The organism is uncultured Nocardioides sp. (assembly GCF_947488025.1).
GTDB lineage: Bacteria > Actinomycetota > Actinomycetes > Propionibacteriales > Nocardioidaceae > Nocardioides.
The window spans coordinates 93413-111395 of record NZ_CANKYS010000005.1 but is presented as its reverse complement, the minus strand read 5'-3'; the positions used below and the strand labels follow the sequence as shown (position 1 = coordinate 111395).

General features: G+C 71.6%; 19 protein-coding genes and 1 tRNA gene. 14 read left to right on the top strand and 6 right to left on the bottom strand.

Annotated elements, in window-relative coordinates:
• Positions 1–65 precede the first annotated feature (65 nt).
• The 11 genes from Q1B24_RS10625 to Q1B24_RS10575 all read left to right on the top strand — a co-directional run bounded on the left by Q1B24_RS10625 (position 66) and on the right by Q1B24_RS10575 (position 7877).
• Positions 66–848 carry an electron transfer flavoprotein subunit beta/FixA family protein gene (locus Q1B24_RS10625; protein ID WP_299927597.1) on the top strand — a complete coding sequence of 261 codons (783 nt, stop codon included), beginning with the start codon at positions 66–68 and terminating at the stop codon, positions 846–848.
• A gap of 13 nt (positions 849–861) precedes the next feature.
• Entirely contained in the window at positions 862–1827 is a 966-nt protein-coding gene (locus tag Q1B24_RS10620) for an electron transfer flavoprotein subunit alpha/FixB family protein (RefSeq protein ID WP_299927594.1), read from the top strand.
• Positions 1828–1997: 170 nt separating this feature from the next.
• A complete protein-coding gene (locus tag Q1B24_RS10615) occupies positions 1998–3248 on the top strand; it encodes a glutamate-5-semialdehyde dehydrogenase (RefSeq protein ID WP_299927589.1) in 1251 nt (416 codons plus the stop codon).
• 30 nt (positions 3249–3278) lie between these two features.
• The gene (locus tag Q1B24_RS10610; protein ID WP_299927586.1) at positions 3279–3425 is read left to right on the top strand and encodes a hypothetical protein; all 147 of its coding nucleotides are present in this window, start codon (positions 3279–3281) and stop codon (positions 3423–3425) included.
• A 4-nt stretch (positions 3426–3429) separates the two neighbouring features.
• The gene (gene nadD / locus Q1B24_RS10605) at positions 3430–4098 is read left to right on the top strand and encodes a nicotinate-nucleotide adenylyltransferase (RefSeq protein WP_299927583.1); all 669 of its coding nucleotides are present in this window, start codon (positions 3430–3432) and stop codon (positions 4096–4098) included.
• Positions 4095–4454, top strand: a complete 360-nt coding sequence (gene rsfS, locus Q1B24_RS10600) for a ribosome silencing factor (RefSeq protein WP_299927580.1) — start codon at positions 4095–4097, stop codon at positions 4452–4454. Before nadD ends, rsfS begins: the two co-directional genes overlap by 4 nt.
• Positions 4451–5038: a histidine phosphatase family protein gene (locus Q1B24_RS10595; RefSeq protein WP_299927577.1), complete on the top strand. Its 588-nt coding sequence runs from the start codon at positions 4451–4453 to the stop codon at positions 5036–5038. The genes rsfS and Q1B24_RS10595 overlap by 4 nt, the downstream gene beginning before the upstream one ends.
• Positions 5035–5505, top strand: a complete 471-nt coding sequence (locus Q1B24_RS10590; protein WP_299927574.1) for a DUF4112 domain-containing protein — start codon at positions 5035–5037, stop codon at positions 5503–5505. Before Q1B24_RS10595 ends, Q1B24_RS10590 begins: the two co-directional genes overlap by 4 nt.
• Before the next feature lie 84 nt (positions 5506–5589).
• A tRNA-Ala gene (locus Q1B24_RS10585) sits at positions 5590–5665 on the top strand.
• Between the two features lie 231 nt (positions 5666–5896).
• Positions 5897–7150: an ornithine--oxo-acid transaminase gene (rocD, locus tag Q1B24_RS10580; protein WP_299927570.1), complete on the top strand. Its 1254-nt coding sequence runs from the start codon at positions 5897–5899 to the stop codon at positions 7148–7150.
• A gap of 4 nt (positions 7151–7154) precedes the next feature.
• Positions 7155–7877 (top strand): VOC family protein, encoded by a 723-nt coding sequence (locus tag Q1B24_RS10575; RefSeq protein WP_299927567.1) that lies wholly within the window; start codon positions 7155–7157, stop codon positions 7875–7877.
• On the opposite strand, the gene Q1B24_RS10570 is transcribed toward Q1B24_RS10575, so the two are convergent.
• Genes Q1B24_RS10570 through Q1B24_RS10555 form a run of 4 tightly spaced genes read right to left on the bottom strand, consistent with a single transcriptional unit; the run spans position 7852 to position 10770 of the window.
• Entirely contained in the window at positions 7852–8151 is a 300-nt protein-coding gene (locus tag Q1B24_RS10570) for an ankyrin repeat domain-containing protein (RefSeq protein ID WP_299927564.1), read from the bottom strand. The two genes, Q1B24_RS10575 and Q1B24_RS10570, sit on opposite strands and share 26 nt — an antisense overlap.
• Before the next feature lie 10 nt (positions 8152–8161).
• Positions 8162–8923, bottom strand: a complete 762-nt coding sequence (locus Q1B24_RS10565) for a 3-oxoacyl-ACP reductase family protein (protein ID WP_299927559.1) — start codon at positions 8921–8923, stop codon at positions 8162–8164.
• Between the two features lie 9 nt (positions 8924–8932).
• Positions 8933–10180, bottom strand: coding sequence for an MFS transporter (locus tag Q1B24_RS10560; protein WP_299927556.1), 1248 nt, complete (start codon positions 10178–10180; stop codon positions 8933–8935).
• A complete protein-coding gene (locus Q1B24_RS10555) occupies positions 10177–10770 on the bottom strand; it encodes a helix-turn-helix domain-containing protein (protein ID WP_299927553.1) in 594 nt (197 codons plus the stop codon). The genes Q1B24_RS10560 and Q1B24_RS10555 overlap by 4 nt, the downstream gene beginning before the upstream one ends.
• Positions 10771–11108: 338 nt before the next feature.
• Between Q1B24_RS10555 and Q1B24_RS10550 the strand changes: the two genes are divergently transcribed.
• Complete coding sequence (locus Q1B24_RS10550) at positions 11109–11582, top strand: DUF4870 domain-containing protein (RefSeq protein ID WP_299927550.1); 474 nt, start codon at positions 11109–11111, stop codon at positions 11580–11582.
• A 285-nt stretch (positions 11583–11867) separates the two neighbouring features.
• Positions 11868–14345 (top strand): leucine--tRNA ligase, encoded by a 2478-nt coding sequence (gene leuS, locus Q1B24_RS10545; RefSeq protein ID WP_299927547.1) that lies wholly within the window; start codon positions 11868–11870, stop codon positions 14343–14345.
• A gap of 52 nt (positions 14346–14397) precedes the next feature.
• Here leuS and Q1B24_RS10540 read toward each other — a convergent pair whose 3' ends face one another.
• Both Q1B24_RS10540 and Q1B24_RS10535 read right to left on the bottom strand, forming a co-directional pair.
• The gene (locus Q1B24_RS10540; RefSeq protein WP_299927544.1) at positions 14398–15975 is read right to left on the bottom strand and encodes a S8 family peptidase; all 1578 of its coding nucleotides are present in this window, start codon (positions 15973–15975) and stop codon (positions 14398–14400) included.
• Positions 15976–16113: 138 nt separating this feature from the next.
• On the bottom strand, positions 16114–16986 hold the full coding sequence (locus tag Q1B24_RS10535) for an XRE family transcriptional regulator (RefSeq protein WP_299927541.1): 873 nt from the start codon (positions 16984–16986) through the stop codon (positions 16114–16116).
• 96 nt (positions 16987–17082) lie between these two features.
• Here Q1B24_RS10535 and Q1B24_RS10530 point away from each other — a divergent pair, with 96 nt between their 5' ends.
• Positions 17083–17940: a DegV family protein gene (locus Q1B24_RS10530; RefSeq protein ID WP_299927538.1), complete on the top strand. Its 858-nt coding sequence runs from the start codon at positions 17083–17085 to the stop codon at positions 17938–17940.
• Positions 17941–17983: the final 43 nt, after the last annotated feature.

The following is a 17983-nucleotide window of genomic DNA, read 5'->3' as shown; positions in this document are numbered from 1 at the left end:
CATAGCCACATCCGAGTGCACAGGAGGGGCCGCGAGGCCACACCACCATGAACATTGTTGTCTGTGTGAAGTACGTGCCGGACGCGACGGCCGACCGCAAGTTCGAGGACGACAACACCGTCGACCGCGTTGGCGTCGACGGCCTGCTGTCCGAGCTCGATGAGTACGCCGTGGAGCAGGCGCTCCAGTTCCGGGAGAAGCGTGAGGGTGAGGAGATCACCGTCACCGCGCTGACCGTCGGTCCGGAGAAGGCCGTCGACGCGGTGCGCAAGTCGCTGCAGATGGGCGCGGACGCGGGCGTCCACGTGGTCGACGACGCCATCGCCGGCTCCGACTACCTCGGCACCTCCCTGGTCCTGGCCAAGGCCATCGAGAAGATCAAGGCCGACACCGGCGCCGACCTCGTGGTCTGCGGCATGGCGTCCACCGACGCCTCCGGCTCGGTCGTCCCGGCCATGCTGGCCGAGCGCCTCGGCATGCCCCAGGTGACCCTCGCGTCCGTCGTGGAGTCGCAGGGCGACCAGGTCCGCATCAAGCGCGACAACGAGGGCTCGACCGAGGTCATCGGCGCGACGCTGCCGATCGTGCTCTCGGTGACCGACCAGTCGGGCGAGGCCCGCTACCCGTCGTTCAAGGGCATCATGGCGGCGAAGAAGAAGCCGCTCGAGACGTGGTCGCTGACCGACCTCGGCCTCGACGCCGACCAGGTCGGACTGTCCGTGGCCTACACCCAGGTCGAGGACACCACCGCCCGCCCGCCGCGCACCGCCGGCGAGATCGTCACCGACGAGGACGGCTCGGGCGCCGGCGCGCTGGTCGACTTCCTCGCGTCCAAGAAGTTCATCTGAGGAGCTGCCAGAGATGTCTGAGGTTCTTGTTGTCATCGACCACGCCGACGGCGAGGTCAAGAAGCCGACCTACGAGCTGCTGACCATCGCGCGCCGCCTCGGCGAGCCCGCCGCGGTGTTCTTCGGTTCCCCCGATCAGGGCGACGCCGTGGCCGAGAAGGTGAAGAAGTACGGCGCCGCGAAGGTCTACGTGATCGACGACGCCCAGATCAAGGGCTACCTCGTCGCGCCAAAGGCCGAGGCCCTCGAACAGTTGGTGAAGCAGCTGGCCGAGAAGACCAGCCCGGCTGCGGTCCTGCTGCCCTCGACGTTCGAGAACAAGGAGGTCGCTGGTCGCCTGGCGATCAAGCTCGGCTCGGGGCTGATCACCGACGCCGTCGACGTGGCCGAGGGCGGCCTGACCACGCAGTCGGTGTTCGCCGGCAACTACACCGTGCAGGCGAAGGTCACCACCGGCACGCCGATCATCACGGTCAAGCCCAACTCGGCGGCCCCCGAGGAGGCCGAGGGTGCCGCCGCGGTCGAGGCGTTCGCCGCGACCATCAGCGACGTCGCGAAGACCGCCCAGGTCGTGGCCACCCAGCCGCGCCAGTCGACGGGTCGCCCCGAGCTCACCGAGGCCGCGATCGTGGTCTCCGGTGGTCGTGGCACCGGCGGCAACTTCGAGCCCGTCGAGGGCTTCGCCGACTCGCTCGGCGCGGCCGTGGGTGCTTCGCGTGCCGCGGTCGACTCGGGCTGGATGCCGCACGCGTTCCAGGTCGGCCAGACCGGCAAGACGGTCTCGCCGCAGCTCTACGTCGCCAACGGCATCTCGGGTGCGATCCAGCACCGCGCCGGCATGCAGACCTCGAAGACGATCGTCGCGGTCAACAAGGACCCCGAGGCCCCGATCTTCGAGCTCGTCGACTTCGGCGTCGTGGGCGACCTCCACACGGTCCTGCCCGCCGCCACCGAGAAGGTCAAGGAGCGCAAGGGCTGAGCCCTCGCCCCCCTGTACGACGAACGCCCCCGACCGCGCGGTCGGGGGCGTCCGTCGTACGCGGCGCCCACGGTCGAGCGGTCAGGACAGCCGCTGCCGTCGCCAAGGCGATCACCCCGTGATGCGAGACATGGCGCCACCCTGGGCTCGCTCGCCCTACGCTGGCCAGCATGAGCAGCGAGGAGGACGTGCGCGCGGTCGCCGGTCGCGCCCGGGCCGCGAGCCACGACCTGGCTACGGCGACGCGGGCCACCAAGGACGCCGCCCTGCACGCGATGGCCGACGCGCTCCTCACCTCTGCGCCGGAGGTCCTGGCCGCCAACGCCGAGGACGTCGCGCGCGCCGAGTCCGGCGGCACGCCCGCCAACATCGTCGACCGCCTCCGGCTCGACGACTCCCGCCTCGCGGCGATGGCGCAGGGCCTGCGCGACGTCGCCGCCCTGCCCGACCCCGTGGGCGAGGTGCTGCGCGGCAGCACGCTGGCCAACGGGCTCGAGCTGCGCCAGGTGCGGGTGCCGTTCGGGGTGGTCGGGATGATCTACGAGGCCCGTCCCAACGTCACCGCCGACGCCGCCGGGATCTGCCTCAAGGCCGGCAACGCGGTGCTGCTGCGCGGCTCGTCGAGCGCCCGGTCGAGCAACGCCGCGATCGTCACCGCGATGCGCGGCGCGCTGGCGGGCAGCGGCCTCCCGGAGGACGTCGTACAGCTCGTGCCGGGGGAGACCCACGACAGCGTGAAGGCGCTGATGCGGGCCCGCGGACTCGTCGACGTGCTCATCCCGCGCGGTGGAGCGGGCCTGATCCGACGCGTCGTGGAGGAGTCGACCGTGCCCGTCATCGAGACCGGTGTGGGCAACTGCCACGTCTACGTCGACGCCTCGGCCGACCTGGAGCAGGCACTCGCGATCGTGCTCAACTCCAAGACCCACCGCACCAGCGTCTGCAACGCCGCCGAGTCGCTGCTCGTGCACGAGGACGTCGCCGACGAGTTCCTGCCGCTGGCGGTCGAGGCGCTCCAGGACGCCGGCGTGCTGATCCACGGTGACAGCGCCTTCGCGGAGTACGACGACGTGGTGCCGGTGACCGACGAGGACCACGCGGCCGAGTTCCTGGCGCTGGAGATCTCCGCCGCCGTGGTGACCGACGTCGAGGGAGCCATCGCGCACATCCGCCGCTGGTCCTCCGGCCACACCGAGGCGATCCTCGCCCGTGACCAGGCGACCATCCGGCGCTTCGTGGCCGCGGTCGACTCGGCCGCGGTGATGGTCAACGCGTCCACCCGCTTCACCGACGGCGGGGAGTTCGGCTTCGGTGCCGAGATCGGCATCTCCACGCAGAAGCTGCACGCACGTGGCCCGATGGGCCTGCCCGAGATGACCTCGAGCAAGTACGTCGTGGTCGGCGAGGGCCACGTCCGGTGACGCGGCGGCCGTGCCGGTAGGGTGAGCGCCATGCTGAGCACCGTCATCACGCTGGCCGTCGAGGCCGAGAGCGAGCCTGCCGTCCACCCCTACGTCGTGGGTGCCATCGCCCTGGCGCTGCTGCTCGTCCTGCTGCTCGCCGTGGTCTCCTTCGGTGGCGGTCGCGAGCACAGCTGATCCGGTGACCGGTCCCGTGGGGCAGCGCCGCGTCGGGGTGATGGGCGGCACCTTCGACCCCATCCACCACGGCCACCTCGTGGCCGCGTCCGAGGTGCAGGCCTGGTTCGACCTCGACGAGGTCGTCTTCGTGCCCACCGGCGACCCGTGGCAGAAGAGCGACCGGCAGGTCACCACCGCCGAGCACCGCTACCTGATGACCGTGGTCGCGACCGCGGCCAACCCGCGCTTCAACGTCTCCCGGGTGGACATCGACCGCGCGGGCAAGACCTACACGATCGACACGCTGCGCGACCTCAAGGCCGAGATGCCCGACGCGGAGCTGTTCTTCATCACCGGCGCCGACGCCCTCGCCGACATCTTCACCTGGCGCGACGTCGAGGAGCTCTTCGAGCTGGCCAACTTCGTCGGCTGCACGCGGCCCGGCTACGAGATGGACCCGCAGGCGCTCGCCAAGATCCCCGCCGACCGCGTCACCATGGTCGAGATCCCCGCCCTGGCGATCTCCTCCACCGACTGCCGCGACCGCAAGCGGCGCGGCGAGCCCGTCTGGTACCTCGTGCCCGACGGAGTCGTCCAGTACATCGCCAAGCACCACCTCTACACCTCCACCAGCACCCCGACCAGCACCACCACCGGCTCCAGCGCCACCACCAGCAAGGACTCCGCATGACTGCCACCGACCACGCCCTCGAGCTCGTCGCCGTCGCGGCCCAGGCCGCACACGACAAGAAGGCCGACCAGGTCCTGGCCTTCGACGTCAGCGACCAGCTCGCCATCACCGACGCCTTCGTGATCGCCAGTGCCAACAACGAGCGGGCCGTCGGCGCGATCGTCGACGAGGTGGAGGACAAGCTCCGCGAGGTCGGCGCGAAGCCGATCCGTCGCGAGGGCCACAAGGAGGGGCGCTGGGTGCTCCTCGACTACGGCGAGATCGTGGTCCACGTGCAGCACGAGGAGGAGCGGTCCTTCTACGCCCTCGAGCGACTCTGGAGCGACTGCCCGCTCATCCCGCTGACCCTCGCGTGAGGCGCCTGGTCCTGCTCCGCCACGGGCTCACTGACTGGAACGCCGTCGGCCGCTACCAGGGCCACGCGGACGTCACGCTCTCGGAGACCGGGGTCGCGCAGGCGCAGGCCGTCGCGCCCGCGATCGCCGCGATGCGACCGGTGGCCCTGTGGACGTCCGACCTCGCGCGAGCAGCCGCCACGGCCGCGCACGTCGCCGAGGCGTGCGGCCTGCCCGCGCTCGCCGACCCGCGCCTGCGTGAGCGCCGCGTCGGCATCTTCAGCGGGATGACGGCCGACGAGATCCGGACCGCACACCCGGTCGAGGCCGAGGACTTCTTCTCCGGCGGCGCGCCGCTCGACACCGAGAGCGAGCAGGAGGTCGAGGCGCGGATGGTCGCGGCGCTGCGTGACCTCGGGCAGAGCAGCAGTACGCACGGAACGGCCGTCGCGATCTCCCACGGGTGGGCGATCAGGATGGCTGTCACGTCCCTGGTGGGTGCGTCCCCGACGGCACTCCACGGGCTCGACAACTGCGGTTGGGCCGAGCTCGTGCACCGGGGAGGCTCCTGGTCGCTGCTGGCCTGGAACCGGGTCGTCGGTTGAGCGACCGGGCTCGTGAGGTCGACCTCGCCCTCAGCAGGCAGCTGGCGAAGGTGATGGACGACGCCGTCACCGTGCCCGGCACCCGCATCGGGCTCGGCCTGGATGCCGTCATCGGGCTCGTGCCGGGGATCGGCGACTTCGTGGGCAGCGCCCTGTCCGGCGTCATCGTCCGCGACGCCATCCGGGCGCGCGTCCCGATGGCGGTGCTGGCGTGGATGGGCCTCAACCTCGTCGTCGACGCGGTGCTGGGCCTCGTCCCGGGCGTCGGCGACCTCCTCGACGTCGCCCACCGGGCCAACCGCAAGAACCTTCGCCTGCTGCTCCGCGAGGTCGAGCGCCAGCCGCTGCGCGAGCCCCCGAGCACGGCGTACGTCGTCGGCGCGGTCGCGCTGATGGCGGTCCCGGTGCTCGCCGGGCTGGTCGTCGCGGCGCTCGGGTTCTGGCTCCTCTGGCGTTGGTTGACCTGAGCCCGGACCCCGATTTCACCTGCCGGTCAGGTGTCGGCTAATGTTCTGCGCGTTGTCCTTCCGGCTCCACGGAAGGACGATGTTGGGGCTGTGGCGCAGCTGGTAGCGCATCTGCATGGCATGCAGAGGGTCAGGGGTTCGAGTCCCCTCAGCTCCACCAACTCAGGAGTCCGGCGCGAGAGCGCCGGACTCCTGTCGTTTCGGGCGCCGCGTCTCGGGCCGCGGCTGAACTTCCACGCGTACGCGTGGAAATTCGTCTGACTTCTGCGGCCGTGAGCGTGCATGCTCCTGAAGATCCACCTCAGCGCGTGGAAGTTCATCGGCGCGGGTCGGTCCGTACCGGATACGGAGCGAATCGGCGTTCGGACGGACCCGGTGGCACCATGTGCTCATGACCGCGACCGACGTCTCCGCCAGCGCCACCCCGGCCGTCTCCGAGCGCACCGCCGCCCACATCGAGGCGACCGAGCGCTACGCCGCGCACAACTACCACCCGCTGCCCGTGGTGCTCGCCGAGGGCGACGGCGCATGGGTCATCGACGTCGACGGCAAGCGCTACCTCGACTGCCTCGCCGGCTACTCGGCGCTCAACTTCGGCCACTCCAACGAGCGCCTCGTCGCAGTCGCGCGCGAGCAGCTCGGCCGGCTCACGCTGACCAGCCGCGCGTTCTTCAACGACAAGCTGAGCGGCTTCGCCGAGGCGCTGTGCCGGCTGACCGGCAAGGACATGATCCTGCCGATGAACTCCGGTGCCGAGGCCGTCGAGACCGCCATCAAGGTGAGCCGCAAGTGGGGCTACGAGGTCAAGGGCGTGCCCGCCGGTCAGGCCACCATCATCACGATGGAGGGCAACTTCCACGGCCGCACGACCACCATCGTCAGCTTCTCCGACGACGACGTGGCGACCTCGGGCTACGCCCCGTTCACCACCGGCTTCCGCGGCGTGAAGTACGGCGACGTCGAGGCGATCGCCTCCGCCATCGACGAGACCACGGTCGCCGTGCTCTTCGAGCCGATCCAGGGCGAGGGTGGCGTGGTCATGCCGCCCGAGGGCTTCCTGCGCGACCTGCGCGCGTTGTGCACCGAGCGCAACGTGCTGATGGTGGCCGACGAGATCCAGTCCGGCCTGGCCCGCTCCGGCACGACGTTCGCGTGCGACCACGAGGACGTCGTCCCCGACATCTACATCATGGGCAAGGCGCTCGGCGGCGGCATCTACCCCGTCTCCGCCATCGCGGCCGACCACGAGGTCATGGACGTCATCACCCCCGGCTCCCACGGCTCGACCTTCGGCGGCAACCCGCTCGCCGCCGCCATCGGCACCGAGGTCGTCGCGATGCTCGAGGAGGGCACCTTCCAGGCCCGCTCGACCGAGATCGGCGCCCAGCTGCAGGCAGGCTTCGGGTCGCTCGTCGGCCAGGGCCTCTCCGACGTCCGCGTCCGCGGCGCCTGGGCCGGCATCGACATCGACCCGTCCCTGATGTCGGGTCGTCAGATGTCGGAGGCGCTCATGGCCCGCGGCATCCTCGCCAAGGACACCCACGGCTCGACGGTCCGCTTCGCCCCGCCGCTGGTCGCCAGCGACGAGGACATCGCCGGCCTCGTCACCGCCGTCACGGAGATCCTCGCCGCGGCGCGTTCCTGATCCGATGGGCGCGCGCTTCGACCACCTCGTCGTCGCCGTCGCGGACCTCGACGAGGCGGCCGCCCGCTGGCGCGCGGCCGGGCTGCCCGCCGAGCGCGGGGGAGCGCACCCCGTCGGCACGGAGAACGTGCTGGTCCGCGGACCCGGACCGGCGTACGTCGAGCTGATCGCGGCCGGTTCGGACGAGTCCAACCCGTGGCTCGACCGCATCCGGTCGGCGCGCGGCCCGATCTCGTGGGCCGTCGCTGTCGACGACCTCGACGAGGCGCGTACGGCGTTGGAGGCGGCCGGGTTCGAGCCCGACCCGCCCGTACCCGGCTCGCGCCGCACCCCGGCCGGCGACCTGCTCGAGTGGCGCGTGTGCGACGTGGGCCCGGGGCCGTACGACGGCTCGCTCCCGTTCCTGATCGAGTGGACGACGCCGATGGTGGCGGGTCCGGCCGACGGCCCCGTGGTGGCGACCGTGGTCTGGACGCCGACCGACCCCGACCGGGTCGCCGAGATGCTGGTCGCGCTCGGGCTCGACCCCGTCCGGCACGACGAGAGCCTGGGCCTGGTGGTCGACGAGTCGGCGGTCGGCGGCACGGCGCGCTGGTCGATGGTCTGGGACGACGACGGCTCCGTGCCGGCCGTGACGCTCGAGCTCGCGGTGCGGGAGGCGGACGCCGTACCTGCCGTGGTCCTCGACGGGGTCGCGGTCGTCAGGTGGCCGGCGAGGCCCGGCTGAGCCGGGCCGCCACCCGGTCGAGGCCCGCCGCACGAGCTGCCTGCAGGGGAGTGGCCCCCTCGAGCGGGGAGAGGAGCGTCGGGGACGCCCCGTGGTCGAGCAGGAGGAGCGCCACGTCCTCACGACCCTCCTCGAGGGCTGCGACCAGAGCGGTCGACTGCAGCTCGGGATGGACGAAGTCGACGTCCACCCCGGCGTCGAGGTGGTGGCGGACGAGCTCGACGTAGCCGGCGCAGGTCGCGGCGAAGAACGCCTTGTAGTCCCCGTGGGACATCAGGCCCCCCTCACGCGATGGTGAGTCCGCCGTCGACCGGGATCATCTGCCCGGTGACGTAGCCCGCGGCGTCGGAGGCGAGCCACACGGCGGTCGCGGCCAGCTCGCGCGGGTCACCCTTGCGGCCGGCCGGAACGCGGGTCATCACGGTGTCGAGGTAGCCGTCGGGGTAGGTGGCGGTCATCTCCGAGGAGAAGAAGCCCGGCGCGAGCGCGTTGACCCGGATGCCCTTGCGGCCCATCCACTGCTGGGCGAGGTCGCGGGTGAGCCCGCCGAGCCCGGCCTTCGAGGCGGAGTACGCCGCCTGCGGCAGGCCGCCGGTGGTGATGCCGAGGATCGAGGAGATGTTGACGATGCTCGAGCCGGGCTGCATCACGCGGCCGCACGCCTGGGCCATCCAGTAGCAGCCGTTGAGGTTGACGTCGATGACCGAGCGGAACTGCTCGGGCGTCTCGTGGGTGGCGGGCACGGCGGTGCCGACGCCTGCGTTGTTGACGAGCACGTCGACGCGGCCGAACTTCGCCATCGCCTCGTCGACGAGCCGCTGGCACTGGTCGGGGTCGGCGACGTCGGTCGCGACCGCGAGCACCCTGCGTCCGGTCGAGCGGACGGAGTCGGCGACCCGCTCGAGCTTGTCGACCCGACGCGCACCCAGCACCACGTCGGCGCCTGCTTCTGCGAAGCAGTGCGCGAACGCGACACCCAGCCCGCTCGAGGCGCCGGTGACGATGACGACCTTGCCGTCGAGGCGGAAGAGATCCATGACGCTCATGCTCGGACCCTAGGACGTGCCGCTCGTCACCGTCGCGACCGGGGTGGGTGCGCTGCGGGGCAGCTGCCGGACCGAGCGTGAGCAGAGCACCAGCCCGCAGATGACGGCGTACGCGATGCCGGACGCCACGAGCACCGTCTCGTTGCCGAATGCCAGGCCCAGGGGCCCCCAGGCGAGCTGGCCGATCGGCATGGCCACGTACGAGCCGAGCATGTCGTAGGAGTAGGCGCGCGACAGCATCGCGTCGTCGATGTTCTCCTGCATCGCCAGGTTCCACCCCATGCCGAAGACCTCGACCCCCATGCCCCCGACGAAGGCGGCGACGACCAGCAGGGCGAGGGTCGGGTCGAGCCCGAGCATGAGGATCGGCACTGCCATCGCGGAGCACGAGGCCATGCCCCACACGAGGGGACGCTCGAGGCGGAACCGCAGCAGGATCACCGTCATCACCAGCAGACCGGCGGCCTCCGCAGAGAGCACGAAGCCCCAGCCCTGGCGCCCGATCGTGTCCTCGGCGACCACCGGGCCCAGCGTGGAGATCGCGCCGACGTGGATCATGTTGAGGAAGCCGAAGCCGAGCACGACGACCCACAGCCACGTGGTGCGCCGGAAGAAGGTCCACCCCTCGCGGAGCTCGGCGATCGTGCTGTCGGAGGTGCTGGCCTCCCGGGGAGGGATCCGGACCGGCGCCAGGAAGAGCGCGGCGAGCAACCAGGTGAAGGCGTCGACGGCGAGCGCCCACCCGGAGCCGACCGTGACCACCAGGAGCGCGCCGATGGTGGGCCCGAGGACGGTGAGCCCGTTGCGGGTCAGCGACAGCAGCGCGTTGGCCGGCTGGAGCTGCCCGCGAGGCACGAGCTGCGGCACCATCCCGGCCATGGCCGGCATCGACACCGCCGAGACGGCGCCGTGGACGGCGGCCAGCACCAGGATCATCCACAGCTCGGCCCTCCCGGTCAGGACCAGCGCGGCGATGGCGCCCTGCGTCACGGCGGACATCACGTTGGAGACCTGGAGCACGACGGCGCGGGGGAAGCGGTCGGAGATGACGCCGCCCCAGAGCAGCAGCAGGATCATGGGGATGGTGTGCGCGGCCAGCACCTGTCCCACGGCGGAGGCCGAGTCCTCGAGGTCCAGGACCGCGAAGACGAGGGCGACGTTGGCCATCGTCGTGCCGAGGGTGCTGGTGGTGCGGGAGGCGAAGTACCACGCGAAGCTGCGGTTGCGCAGCGGGGAGAGCGCGTCAGCCCAGGTCATCGGCCCGTCTCCTGCCCCGCGTCCTGGCCCGTGTCCCGGCCCGGCACCCAGCGGGCGGCGTCGCCCTCGAGCCCGCCGGTCATCGTGAAGGCGTTGGTCGTGAAGCTGACGTGCACGGTCTCGGGCGTGCCGGCGGACCGGGCCTCGGCGTGGAGCAGGTGGGAGGCCTCGTGCAGCAGGTCGAGGGCGCGACGCCAGGCCTCGACCGGGACCCACGCCTCGAGGTCGCTCGACGAGCCGGAGCCGCGCCCCGCGTCGCGCAACCGGCGCTCGACCTCGAGCCCGTTGGCGCGCGCGTAGGCGATCCGGTCGTCGACCGCGCTCGAGCGGTCCGCGACCTCCCGCGACGCGTCGTACCGGTAGCGCTTGGCGACCCCGCCGCGGATCTTCTCCTCGCTCTCCACCACGAGCTCGCCGACGTCGTGCAGCTGGCGCAGGTGGTAGGACGCGTTCGCGTGCGTGAGGTCGAGCGCCCGGGCGACCTCTGCGGCGCTCATCGCCTCGGCCGTGAGCAGCGACAGGATGCGCAGCCGGACCGGGTGTGCTGTCGCGCGAAGCCGGGCCACCGCCTCGGGATCGGTCTCGTCCACGTCCACCCTCCAAGAGTTCTTGGGGAGCAGCGTGCACGACGGTTGCCGTGACTGTCAAACACTTCTTGGGCGGTCGGTGCGACGTCGCGCCGGCCCGGGGTAGTCCAGTGGGTTGTGGTCGTGTTCGGCGGCGTACGACGACCACTTCCCACTGGACTACCGGGCGCGGCAGCCAGTTCCCACTGGACTACCCCGGCGGGGGCCTGGACGAAAGCCCGCGACCGACCCTGAGGCCACCCTGACTCGACCCCGGAAGGGGATGATTCCGGCCGGTCGGCGTGCTTGGCTTGTCACCAGACGAGGGAGCGGGCACCCGGCCCGCCCGAGGAGTGAGTGAGATGTCCGACCAGTACCCCACCGACCCGCAGGCGGGCGAGCCGACGCAGGCCTACGGCCAGCAGCCGGCGAGCACCTACCGCGCCGCTCCGGCGACGATGTCGCCCCAGGACGAGCGCACCTGGGGCGCGATCAGCCACGCCGGCGCCGTGGTCGCGATGATCTGCTCCGCCGGCTTCCTCGGGTTCCTGGCCTCCATCGCGGTCTACGTCATCTACAAGGACCGCGGGCCCTTCGTCCGCGCGCACGCCGCCAACTCGATCAACGTCCAGATCTCGATGTTCATCTGGCTCGTCGTCGCCGCGGTGCTCTACGTCGTCCTGGGCGTGATCACCCTCGGCATCGGCTTCGTCGTGTTCCTGCCGGTCTTCCTCGTGCCGCCGGTCGTGGCCGGCATCCTGCACGTCGTCTGTGCCGTCAAGGCCTACAACGGCGAGTGGTGGAACCCGCCGCTCACCCCCGCCTTCGTGAAGTGAGCACTGTCAGCTGAGCTCCCGCAGGAGCTCGTCCTGCCAGGCGATCGCTGCCCGGGCCCGGTCCACAGGTCCGGCCCGGGCAGCGGCACCTACCGCTGCTCGGCCGTGCCCCGGGGGCAGGGGATGAGCGTGCGACGCGCGAAGCGCTACCATGGGGGCATGCGGTCGCAGATCCTGCTTCTTCGACAGCCGCGCTGACCTACCGATCAGGCAGTCAACGCGGCACCCCTCCATGCGTGAGGGGTTTTTTCATGTCGGGAGCAAGGACACACAGGAGCGAGAGAGATGAATCCCGAGCAGAGCACCCACGGCGAGACCACCTACGACATCGCGGCCACCGAGACGAAGTGGCAGCGGGTGTGGGAGGAGCTCGACCCGTTCCGGGCCGACGACGACAGCCCGCGCGAGAAGCGCTACGCGCTGACGATGTTCCCCTACCCCAGCGGCGACCTGCACATGGGCCACGCGGAGGTGTTCGCGCTGCACGACGTGGTGGCACGCTACTGGTGGCAGCGCGGCTACGAGGTGCTCAACCCGATGGGCTTCGACTCCTTCGGCCTGCCGGCTGAGAACGCGGCCATCCGCAACGACGAGCACCCCGACACCTACACCCGCGCCAACATCGCCAAGTCGATCGAGTCGTGCAAGAAGTACGCCGCCTCCTTCGACTGGTCGCGCACGTTCAACACGTCCGACCCGGACTACTACCGCTGGACGCAGTGGCTGTTCCTGGAGTTCTTCAAGCGGGGCCTGGCCTACCGCAAGAACAGCGCCGTCAACTGGTGCCCCAACGACCAGACCGTGCTGGCGAACGAGCAGGTCGTGGCGGGTGCCTGCGAGCGGTGCGGGGCGGAGGTGACCAAGAAGGAGCTGACCCAGTGGTACTTCAAGATCACCGACTACGCCCAGGAGCTGCTGGACGGCCTCGACGAGCTGGAGGACACCTGGCCCGACCGGGTGGTCACCGCGCAGCGCAACTGGATCGGCCGCTCCGAGGGTGCGCACGTCGACTTCGCCATCGACGGTCGTGAGGAGCCGGTCACCGTCTACACGACGCGGCCCGACACGCTGTTCGGAGCGACCTTCATGGTGGTGGCCGCCGACGCGTCCCTGGCCGCCGAGCTGGTCACAGACGAGCAGCGACCAGCGCTGGAGGACTACCTGGTCGAGGTCCGCAAGGAGACCGAGATCAACCGGTTGGCCACCGACCGCCCCAAGACCGGCGTCTTCCTGGGCGTCCACGCGACCAACCCGCTGACCGGCACCCGGATCCCGGTGTACGCCGCCGACTACGTGCTGGCCGACTACGGCACCGGCGCCATCATGGCCGTCCCCGGTCAGGACCAGCGCGACTGGGAGTTCGCCGAGGCGTTCGACCTGCCGGTGATCCGCACGGTCCAGCCGCCCGAGGGCTGGGAGGGGGAGGCCTTCACGGGCGACGGTCCGGCGATCAACTCCGCCAACGACGAGATCGACCTGTCGGGGATGGGTGTCGCCGAGGCCAAGACCACGACGATCGCCTACCTGGAGGGCCAGGGCCTGGGTCGCGGCACGGTCAACTTCCGCCTGCGCGACTGGCTGCTGAGCCGCCAGCGCTACTGGGGCGCGCCGATCCCGATCATCCACTGCCCGGTGGACGGCGAGGTCCCGGTGCCCGAGGACCAGCTGCCCGTCAGGCTGCCGATGCTGAAGGGCGCGGACCTGAAGCCGAAGGGCACCTCGCCGCTGGGCGGGGCGAGCGAGTGGGTGAACACCACCTGCCCGACGTGCGGTGGCCCGGCGACCCGCGACACCGACACGATGGACACCTTCGTGGACTCGTCGTGGTACATGTTCCGCTACTGCTCGCCGCACGAGGACACCCGGCCGTTCGACAGCGAGAAGGTCGACGCGTGGATGCCCGCCAACCTCTACGTCGGCGGTGTCGAGCACGCCGTGCTGCACCTGCTCTACGGGCGTTTCTTCACCAAGGTCCTCAACGACATGGGCCTGGTCGGCTTCCGCGAGCCCTGGTCGGCCCAGCTCAACCAGGGCTTCGTGATCAACCAGGGCAAGAAGATGAGCAAGTCGCTGGGCAACGGCGTGAACCTGGGTGAGCAGCTGACCGCCTTCGGTGTCGACGCCGTGCGTCTGACGCTGGTCTTCGCGGGTCCGCCCGAGGACGACATCGACTGGGCCAACATGTCGCCCGACGGGTCGCTGCGCTTCCTGCAGCGCGCCTGGCGGCTGTCCGGGGACGTCACCTCGGCCCCCGGTGCCGACGTGACGACCGGCGACCTGGCGCTGCGGCGTACGACGGCGCGGACCGTGCACGAGGCGGCCACGCTGGTCGAGGCCTATCGCTTCAACGTGATGGTCGCCCGGGTCATGGAGCTGGTCAACGCGACCCGCAAGGCGATCGACTCGGGCGTGGGACCTGCCGACCCGGCGGTGCGCGAGGCCACCGAGGCGGTGGCGATCCTGCTGTCCCTGGTCGCGCCCTACACGGCCGAGGAGATGTGGGAGCGGCTGGGCCACGAGCCCACCGTCGTCCGCGTCGGGTGGCCCGAGGTCGACGAGGCGCTGCTGGTCGAGGACTCCGTCACCGCGGTCGTGCAGGTCAAGGGCAAGGTCCGCGCCCGGCTGGAGGTCGCACCGGACATCTCCGAGGCGGACCTGGAGGCCGCGGCACTGGCCGACGCCGGCGTGCAGCGGGCCATCGACGGCGCGACGGTGCGCAAGGTGATCGTCCGCGCGCCCAAGCTGGTCAACATCGTCGTCTGAGGTGCGTACGACGTTCGGCCCCGCGGCACCAGCCGCGGGGCCGAACGTCAGGTCACGGCCGGTCGAGGCCGAAGGTGTAGCTGCCCGAACCGGAGTAGGACTCCACGCGCCACGAGTAGTAGCCCGAGGTGCCGGTGTAGGTGATCTTCTCCTCCGAGGTGCTGCTCACGCCCTGCGCCACGACCACCCAGGTGGAGCCGTTCCACTTCTCGAGGTAGAGGTCGAAGTCGGTGCCCGAAGGGCCGGAGATGCAGCCCACGTGCGTGCCCGCGGCCGAGCTGTAGTAGTCGCTCGTGCCGGGGTGGTAGGAGACGCCGCCGGAGCCCAGCGAACCGGACTCGGTCTCCGGCATGGTGCTGCAGGTGGTCGGCGTCGGGTCCGGCGGCGGGGTGGTGCCACCGGTGCCGACGAAGAGCAGGCGGTTGGGCGAGCTGGTCCCGGCGTTGGTGACCTTGTTGGGCGTCGCGGCCGCGATCAGCGCGCTGCTGACGGTGGCCGGGGACGCCGACGGGCTGCCCTGCAGGTAGAGCGCCGCCGCGCCGGCGACGTGCGGGGTCGCCATCGACGTACCGCTGATGGTGTTGGTCGCCGAGGTGCCGGTGTGCCAGGCCGAGGTGATGTTGGAGCCGGGGGCGAACATGTCGAGGCACGAGCCGATGTTGCTGAAGCTCGAGCGCGCGTCGGTGCTGGTGGTGGAGCCGATGGTCAGGCCGGCCGCGACGCGGGCGGGCGAGCTGTTGCACGCGTTGGCGCCGGAGTCGTTGCCGGCGGCCAGCGCGTAGGTCACGCCGTCGGCGATCGAGTTGCTCACCGCGGTGTCGACGGCGCTCGAGATGCCGCCGCCGAGGCTCATGTTGGCGACCGCGGGCGAGCCGGCGGTGTGGTTCTGCGTCACCCAGTCGACGCCGGCGATGACGCCGGAGTTGGAGCCGCTGCCGGCGCAGTCGAGGACGCGCACGGCCACGAGGCGTACGCCCTTGGCCACGCCGTAGGTCGAGCCGCCGACGGTGCCGGCGACGTGGGTGCCGTGGCCGTTGCAGTCGGAGGTGCCGCGGCCGTCGTTGATCGCGGTGTAGCCCGAGACCGCGCGGCCGCCGAACTGGGTGTGGGTGGTCAGGATGCCGGTGTCGATGACGTACGCCGTCACGCCCGCGCCGGTGGCGTCGTAGGTGTAGGAGTTGTTCAGCGGGAGGTCGCGCTGGTCGACGCGGTCCAGGCCCCACGTGGCGGGGGACTGGGTCGCGTCGAGCTGCACCGGCTTGTCGGCCTCGATGTAGGCGACGTTCGGGTTCTTGCGCAGGGCGGCGAGCGCCTTGTCGTTGAGCCTGGCGGCGAAGCCGTCGAGCACCGAGGTGTAGGTGTGGCTGATGCTCGCGCCCTGGGCGCGTACGTCGGCCTTGGCGGCGCTGAGGCTCTTGCCGGGCGCCTCCTTGTCGAGCACGACGATGTAGCGGTCGTCGGCGGCGGTGCCGAGGACGGGCGCGAGGCCGTCGTCGGCGATCGAGGCCTGGGGGGCCTCCTGGGGCTTCTCCGTGTCGGCCGCGTGGGTGGCGGCCGGGGTGATGGCGAGGGCGGCACCGGCGAGCGAGGCGATCAGGCCTGCCGCCAGTCGAGGGCGTGCATGGTTCATCGATGGATCCTTCCCGAGACAGATGGACGAGGCCGACCCTGACCGGCCGACGCGGTCCCGGGCAAGGGGCAGGCGTCGCTTAACACTTAACTCACGCCCGGCCGGACCGTCCGACGGGCTCGGCCGCGTGCCCCGGCGTCAGCTGCTCGGCCAGCTCCAGCGGATCCCGGTCGTGCCGGGAGCGGTGTCGGTGTGGACCAGGTGCGCCCGCCGGTCCTCGTCCAGCGCGATCGGCTGCTCGCGCCCCTCGGTGAAGGCGGCCACGCTCGCGGGGAGCGCCCGCCGGTCGAACGCCACCTCGAGCAGGTACTCGCGCATCGGCAGGCGCAGGCGGCGGGTGTACTCGCGCTCGCACGGGCCGGGGGCGGGGGAGATGACGTCGTACTTCACGATCACGGTCTCGCCGCGGCGCAGCGGCCGGAAGAAGAGCAGCTCCGCGCCCACCACGCCCGCCTCGGGGTCGCGCTCCACGCGGCCCAGCGCGCAGCCGCGCAACGGCCGGATCTCGGGCAGGCCGGCGCCCAGGTCGTCCTGCGAGTGCATCACGACGCGGCGGTCGGGTCCGTCGGCGCGCGCCCGCATCGCCTGCCGCACGGTGAGGCGGACCTGCCGGCGGTCGGGGCCGAGGCGCAGGATGTCGTGCACCGAGACGCGTGCCAGATCGGTGTCCCAGCTGGTGTCGAGCCGCCCGAGGACGGCCGAGTGCGGCTCCTCGGGCCACAGGACGTCGAGGCCGCGCACGGCCCGGCGCGGGGTGCGCTCGCGCGTGCTGGGGAGGGTCGCGGTGAGGCTGCCGGAGGGCAGGTCGAGGACGTCCTCGAGGTGCGGCAGGGCCGCCAGCGACGACCGCCGACCGGGCTCGCTGCGGCCGGAGCGCCAGTAGCTCAGCGTCGCTGCGCTGACCGACACCCCGCGCTGGGCGAGGTGCTCGGTGATCCGGTCCAGGCCCAGGCCGCGGGCCTCGATGGCGGTCTGGAGTGCGTCGGCGAAGCGCTCGGGCCGGTCGGGCATCCGGACATCCAACCGGAGGCCACCACGGCCCGCAAGGACGGGGCGGACGCCGAGCAGGAGTCCGTCCGTGCGTCGGGAGTCACTAGGCTTCGGGATGTGTCCGGCACCGTCATCGTCACCGACTCGACCGCGAGCCTGCCCGCCGAGCTGGCGCAGGAGCGCGGCATCCGGGTCGTGCCGCTGCAGGTGGTGATCGGCGCCCGCGTGCTCGACGAGGGGCCTGAAGGCGCCACACCCGACGTGGTCGCCGAGGCACTGCGGGACTTCGTGCCGGTCAGCACCTCACGGCCGGCTCCGGCGTTGTTCGCCGAGCTCTACCGCTCGCTGGCGGCCGAGGGTGCCGAGGAGGTCGTGTCGGTGCACCTCTCGGGCGAGATGAGCGGCACCTTCGAGTCCGCCCAGCTCGCCGCCCTCGAGGTCGACGTCCCCGTGCACGTCGTGGACTCCGGTCAGGTCGGCATCGCGACCGGTTACGCCGCGCTCACGGCAGCCGATGCGCTCGACGCCGGCGGGACGGCGGAGGAGGCCGCCCAGGCGGCGCTCGCCCGCGGCCGGGCAGCCACGTCGCTGTTCTACGTCGACACGCTGGAGTACCTGCGACGGGGCGGGCGCATCGGCGCCGCCGCCGCGATCTTCGGCAGCGCGCTGTCGGTGAAGCCCCTGCTCGAGATCGCCGAGGGCAGGGTCGCACCGCGCGAGCGGGTGCGTACGGCGTCGCGTGCGCTCGCCCGGCTGGCCGAGCTCGCCGTCGAGGCGGCAGGCGACCAGCCGGTCGACGTGTGCGTGTCGCACCTCGCCAACTCCGGTCGCGCCGAGGAGCTCACGGCCGTGCTGACCGACCGGCTCGCCGACGGGCTGGAGGGGCGCGAGGTGATGTGCGGCGAGCTCGGTGCCGTGCTGGGCGCGCACGTCGGCCCGGGCATGGTGGCCGTCTGCGTCGCTCCACGTCCCTGACGACCGCTGTCCACAGATTGCCGGTCGCCCCTGTCGAGCGGGC

Bases quoted from the DNA above. Each gene is read 5' to 3' on its own strand.
- rocD (WP_299927570.1), top strand. From the start codon at position 5,897: ATGACCGCGACCGACGTCTCCGCCAGCGCCACCCCGGCCGTCTCCGAG.
- Q1B24_RS10550 (WP_299927550.1), top strand. From the start codon at position 11,109: ATGTCCGACCAGTACCCCACCGACCCGCAGGCGGGCGAGCCGACGCAG.
- Q1B24_RS10565 (WP_299927559.1), bottom strand. From the start codon at position 8,923: ATGAGCGTCATGGATCTCTTCCGCCTCGACGGCAAGGTCGTCATCGTC.
- Q1B24_RS10540 (WP_299927544.1), bottom strand. From the start codon at position 15,975: ATGAACCATGCACGCCCTCGACTGGCGGCAGGCCTGATCGCCTCGCTC.
- Q1B24_RS10570 (WP_299927564.1), bottom strand. From the start codon at position 8,151: ATGTCCCACGGGGACTACAAGGCGTTCTTCGCCGCGACCTGCGCCGGC.
- Q1B24_RS10620 (WP_299927594.1), top strand. From the start codon at position 862: ATGTCTGAGGTTCTTGTTGTCATCGACCACGCCGACGGCGAGGTCAAG.
- Q1B24_RS10610 (WP_299927586.1), top strand. From the start codon at position 3,279: ATGCTGAGCACCGTCATCACGCTGGCCGTCGAGGCCGAGAGCGAGCCT.
- leuS (WP_299927547.1), top strand. From the start codon at position 11,868: ATGAATCCCGAGCAGAGCACCCACGGCGAGACCACCTACGACATCGCG.
- rsfS (WP_299927580.1), top strand. From the start codon at position 4,095: ATGACTGCCACCGACCACGCCCTCGAGCTCGTCGCCGTCGCGGCCCAG.
- Q1B24_RS10615 (WP_299927589.1), top strand. From the start codon at position 1,998: ATGAGCAGCGAGGAGGACGTGCGCGCGGTCGCCGGTCGCGCCCGGGCC.
- Q1B24_RS10575 (WP_299927567.1), top strand. From the start codon at position 7,155: ATGGGCGCGCGCTTCGACCACCTCGTCGTCGCCGTCGCGGACCTCGAC.
- Q1B24_RS10535 (WP_299927541.1), bottom strand. From the start codon at position 16,986: ATGCCCGACCGGCCCGAGCGCTTCGCCGACGCACTCCAGACCGCCATC.
- Q1B24_RS10560 (WP_299927556.1), bottom strand. From the start codon at position 10,180: ATGACCTGGGCTGACGCGCTCTCCCCGCTGCGCAACCGCAGCTTCGCG.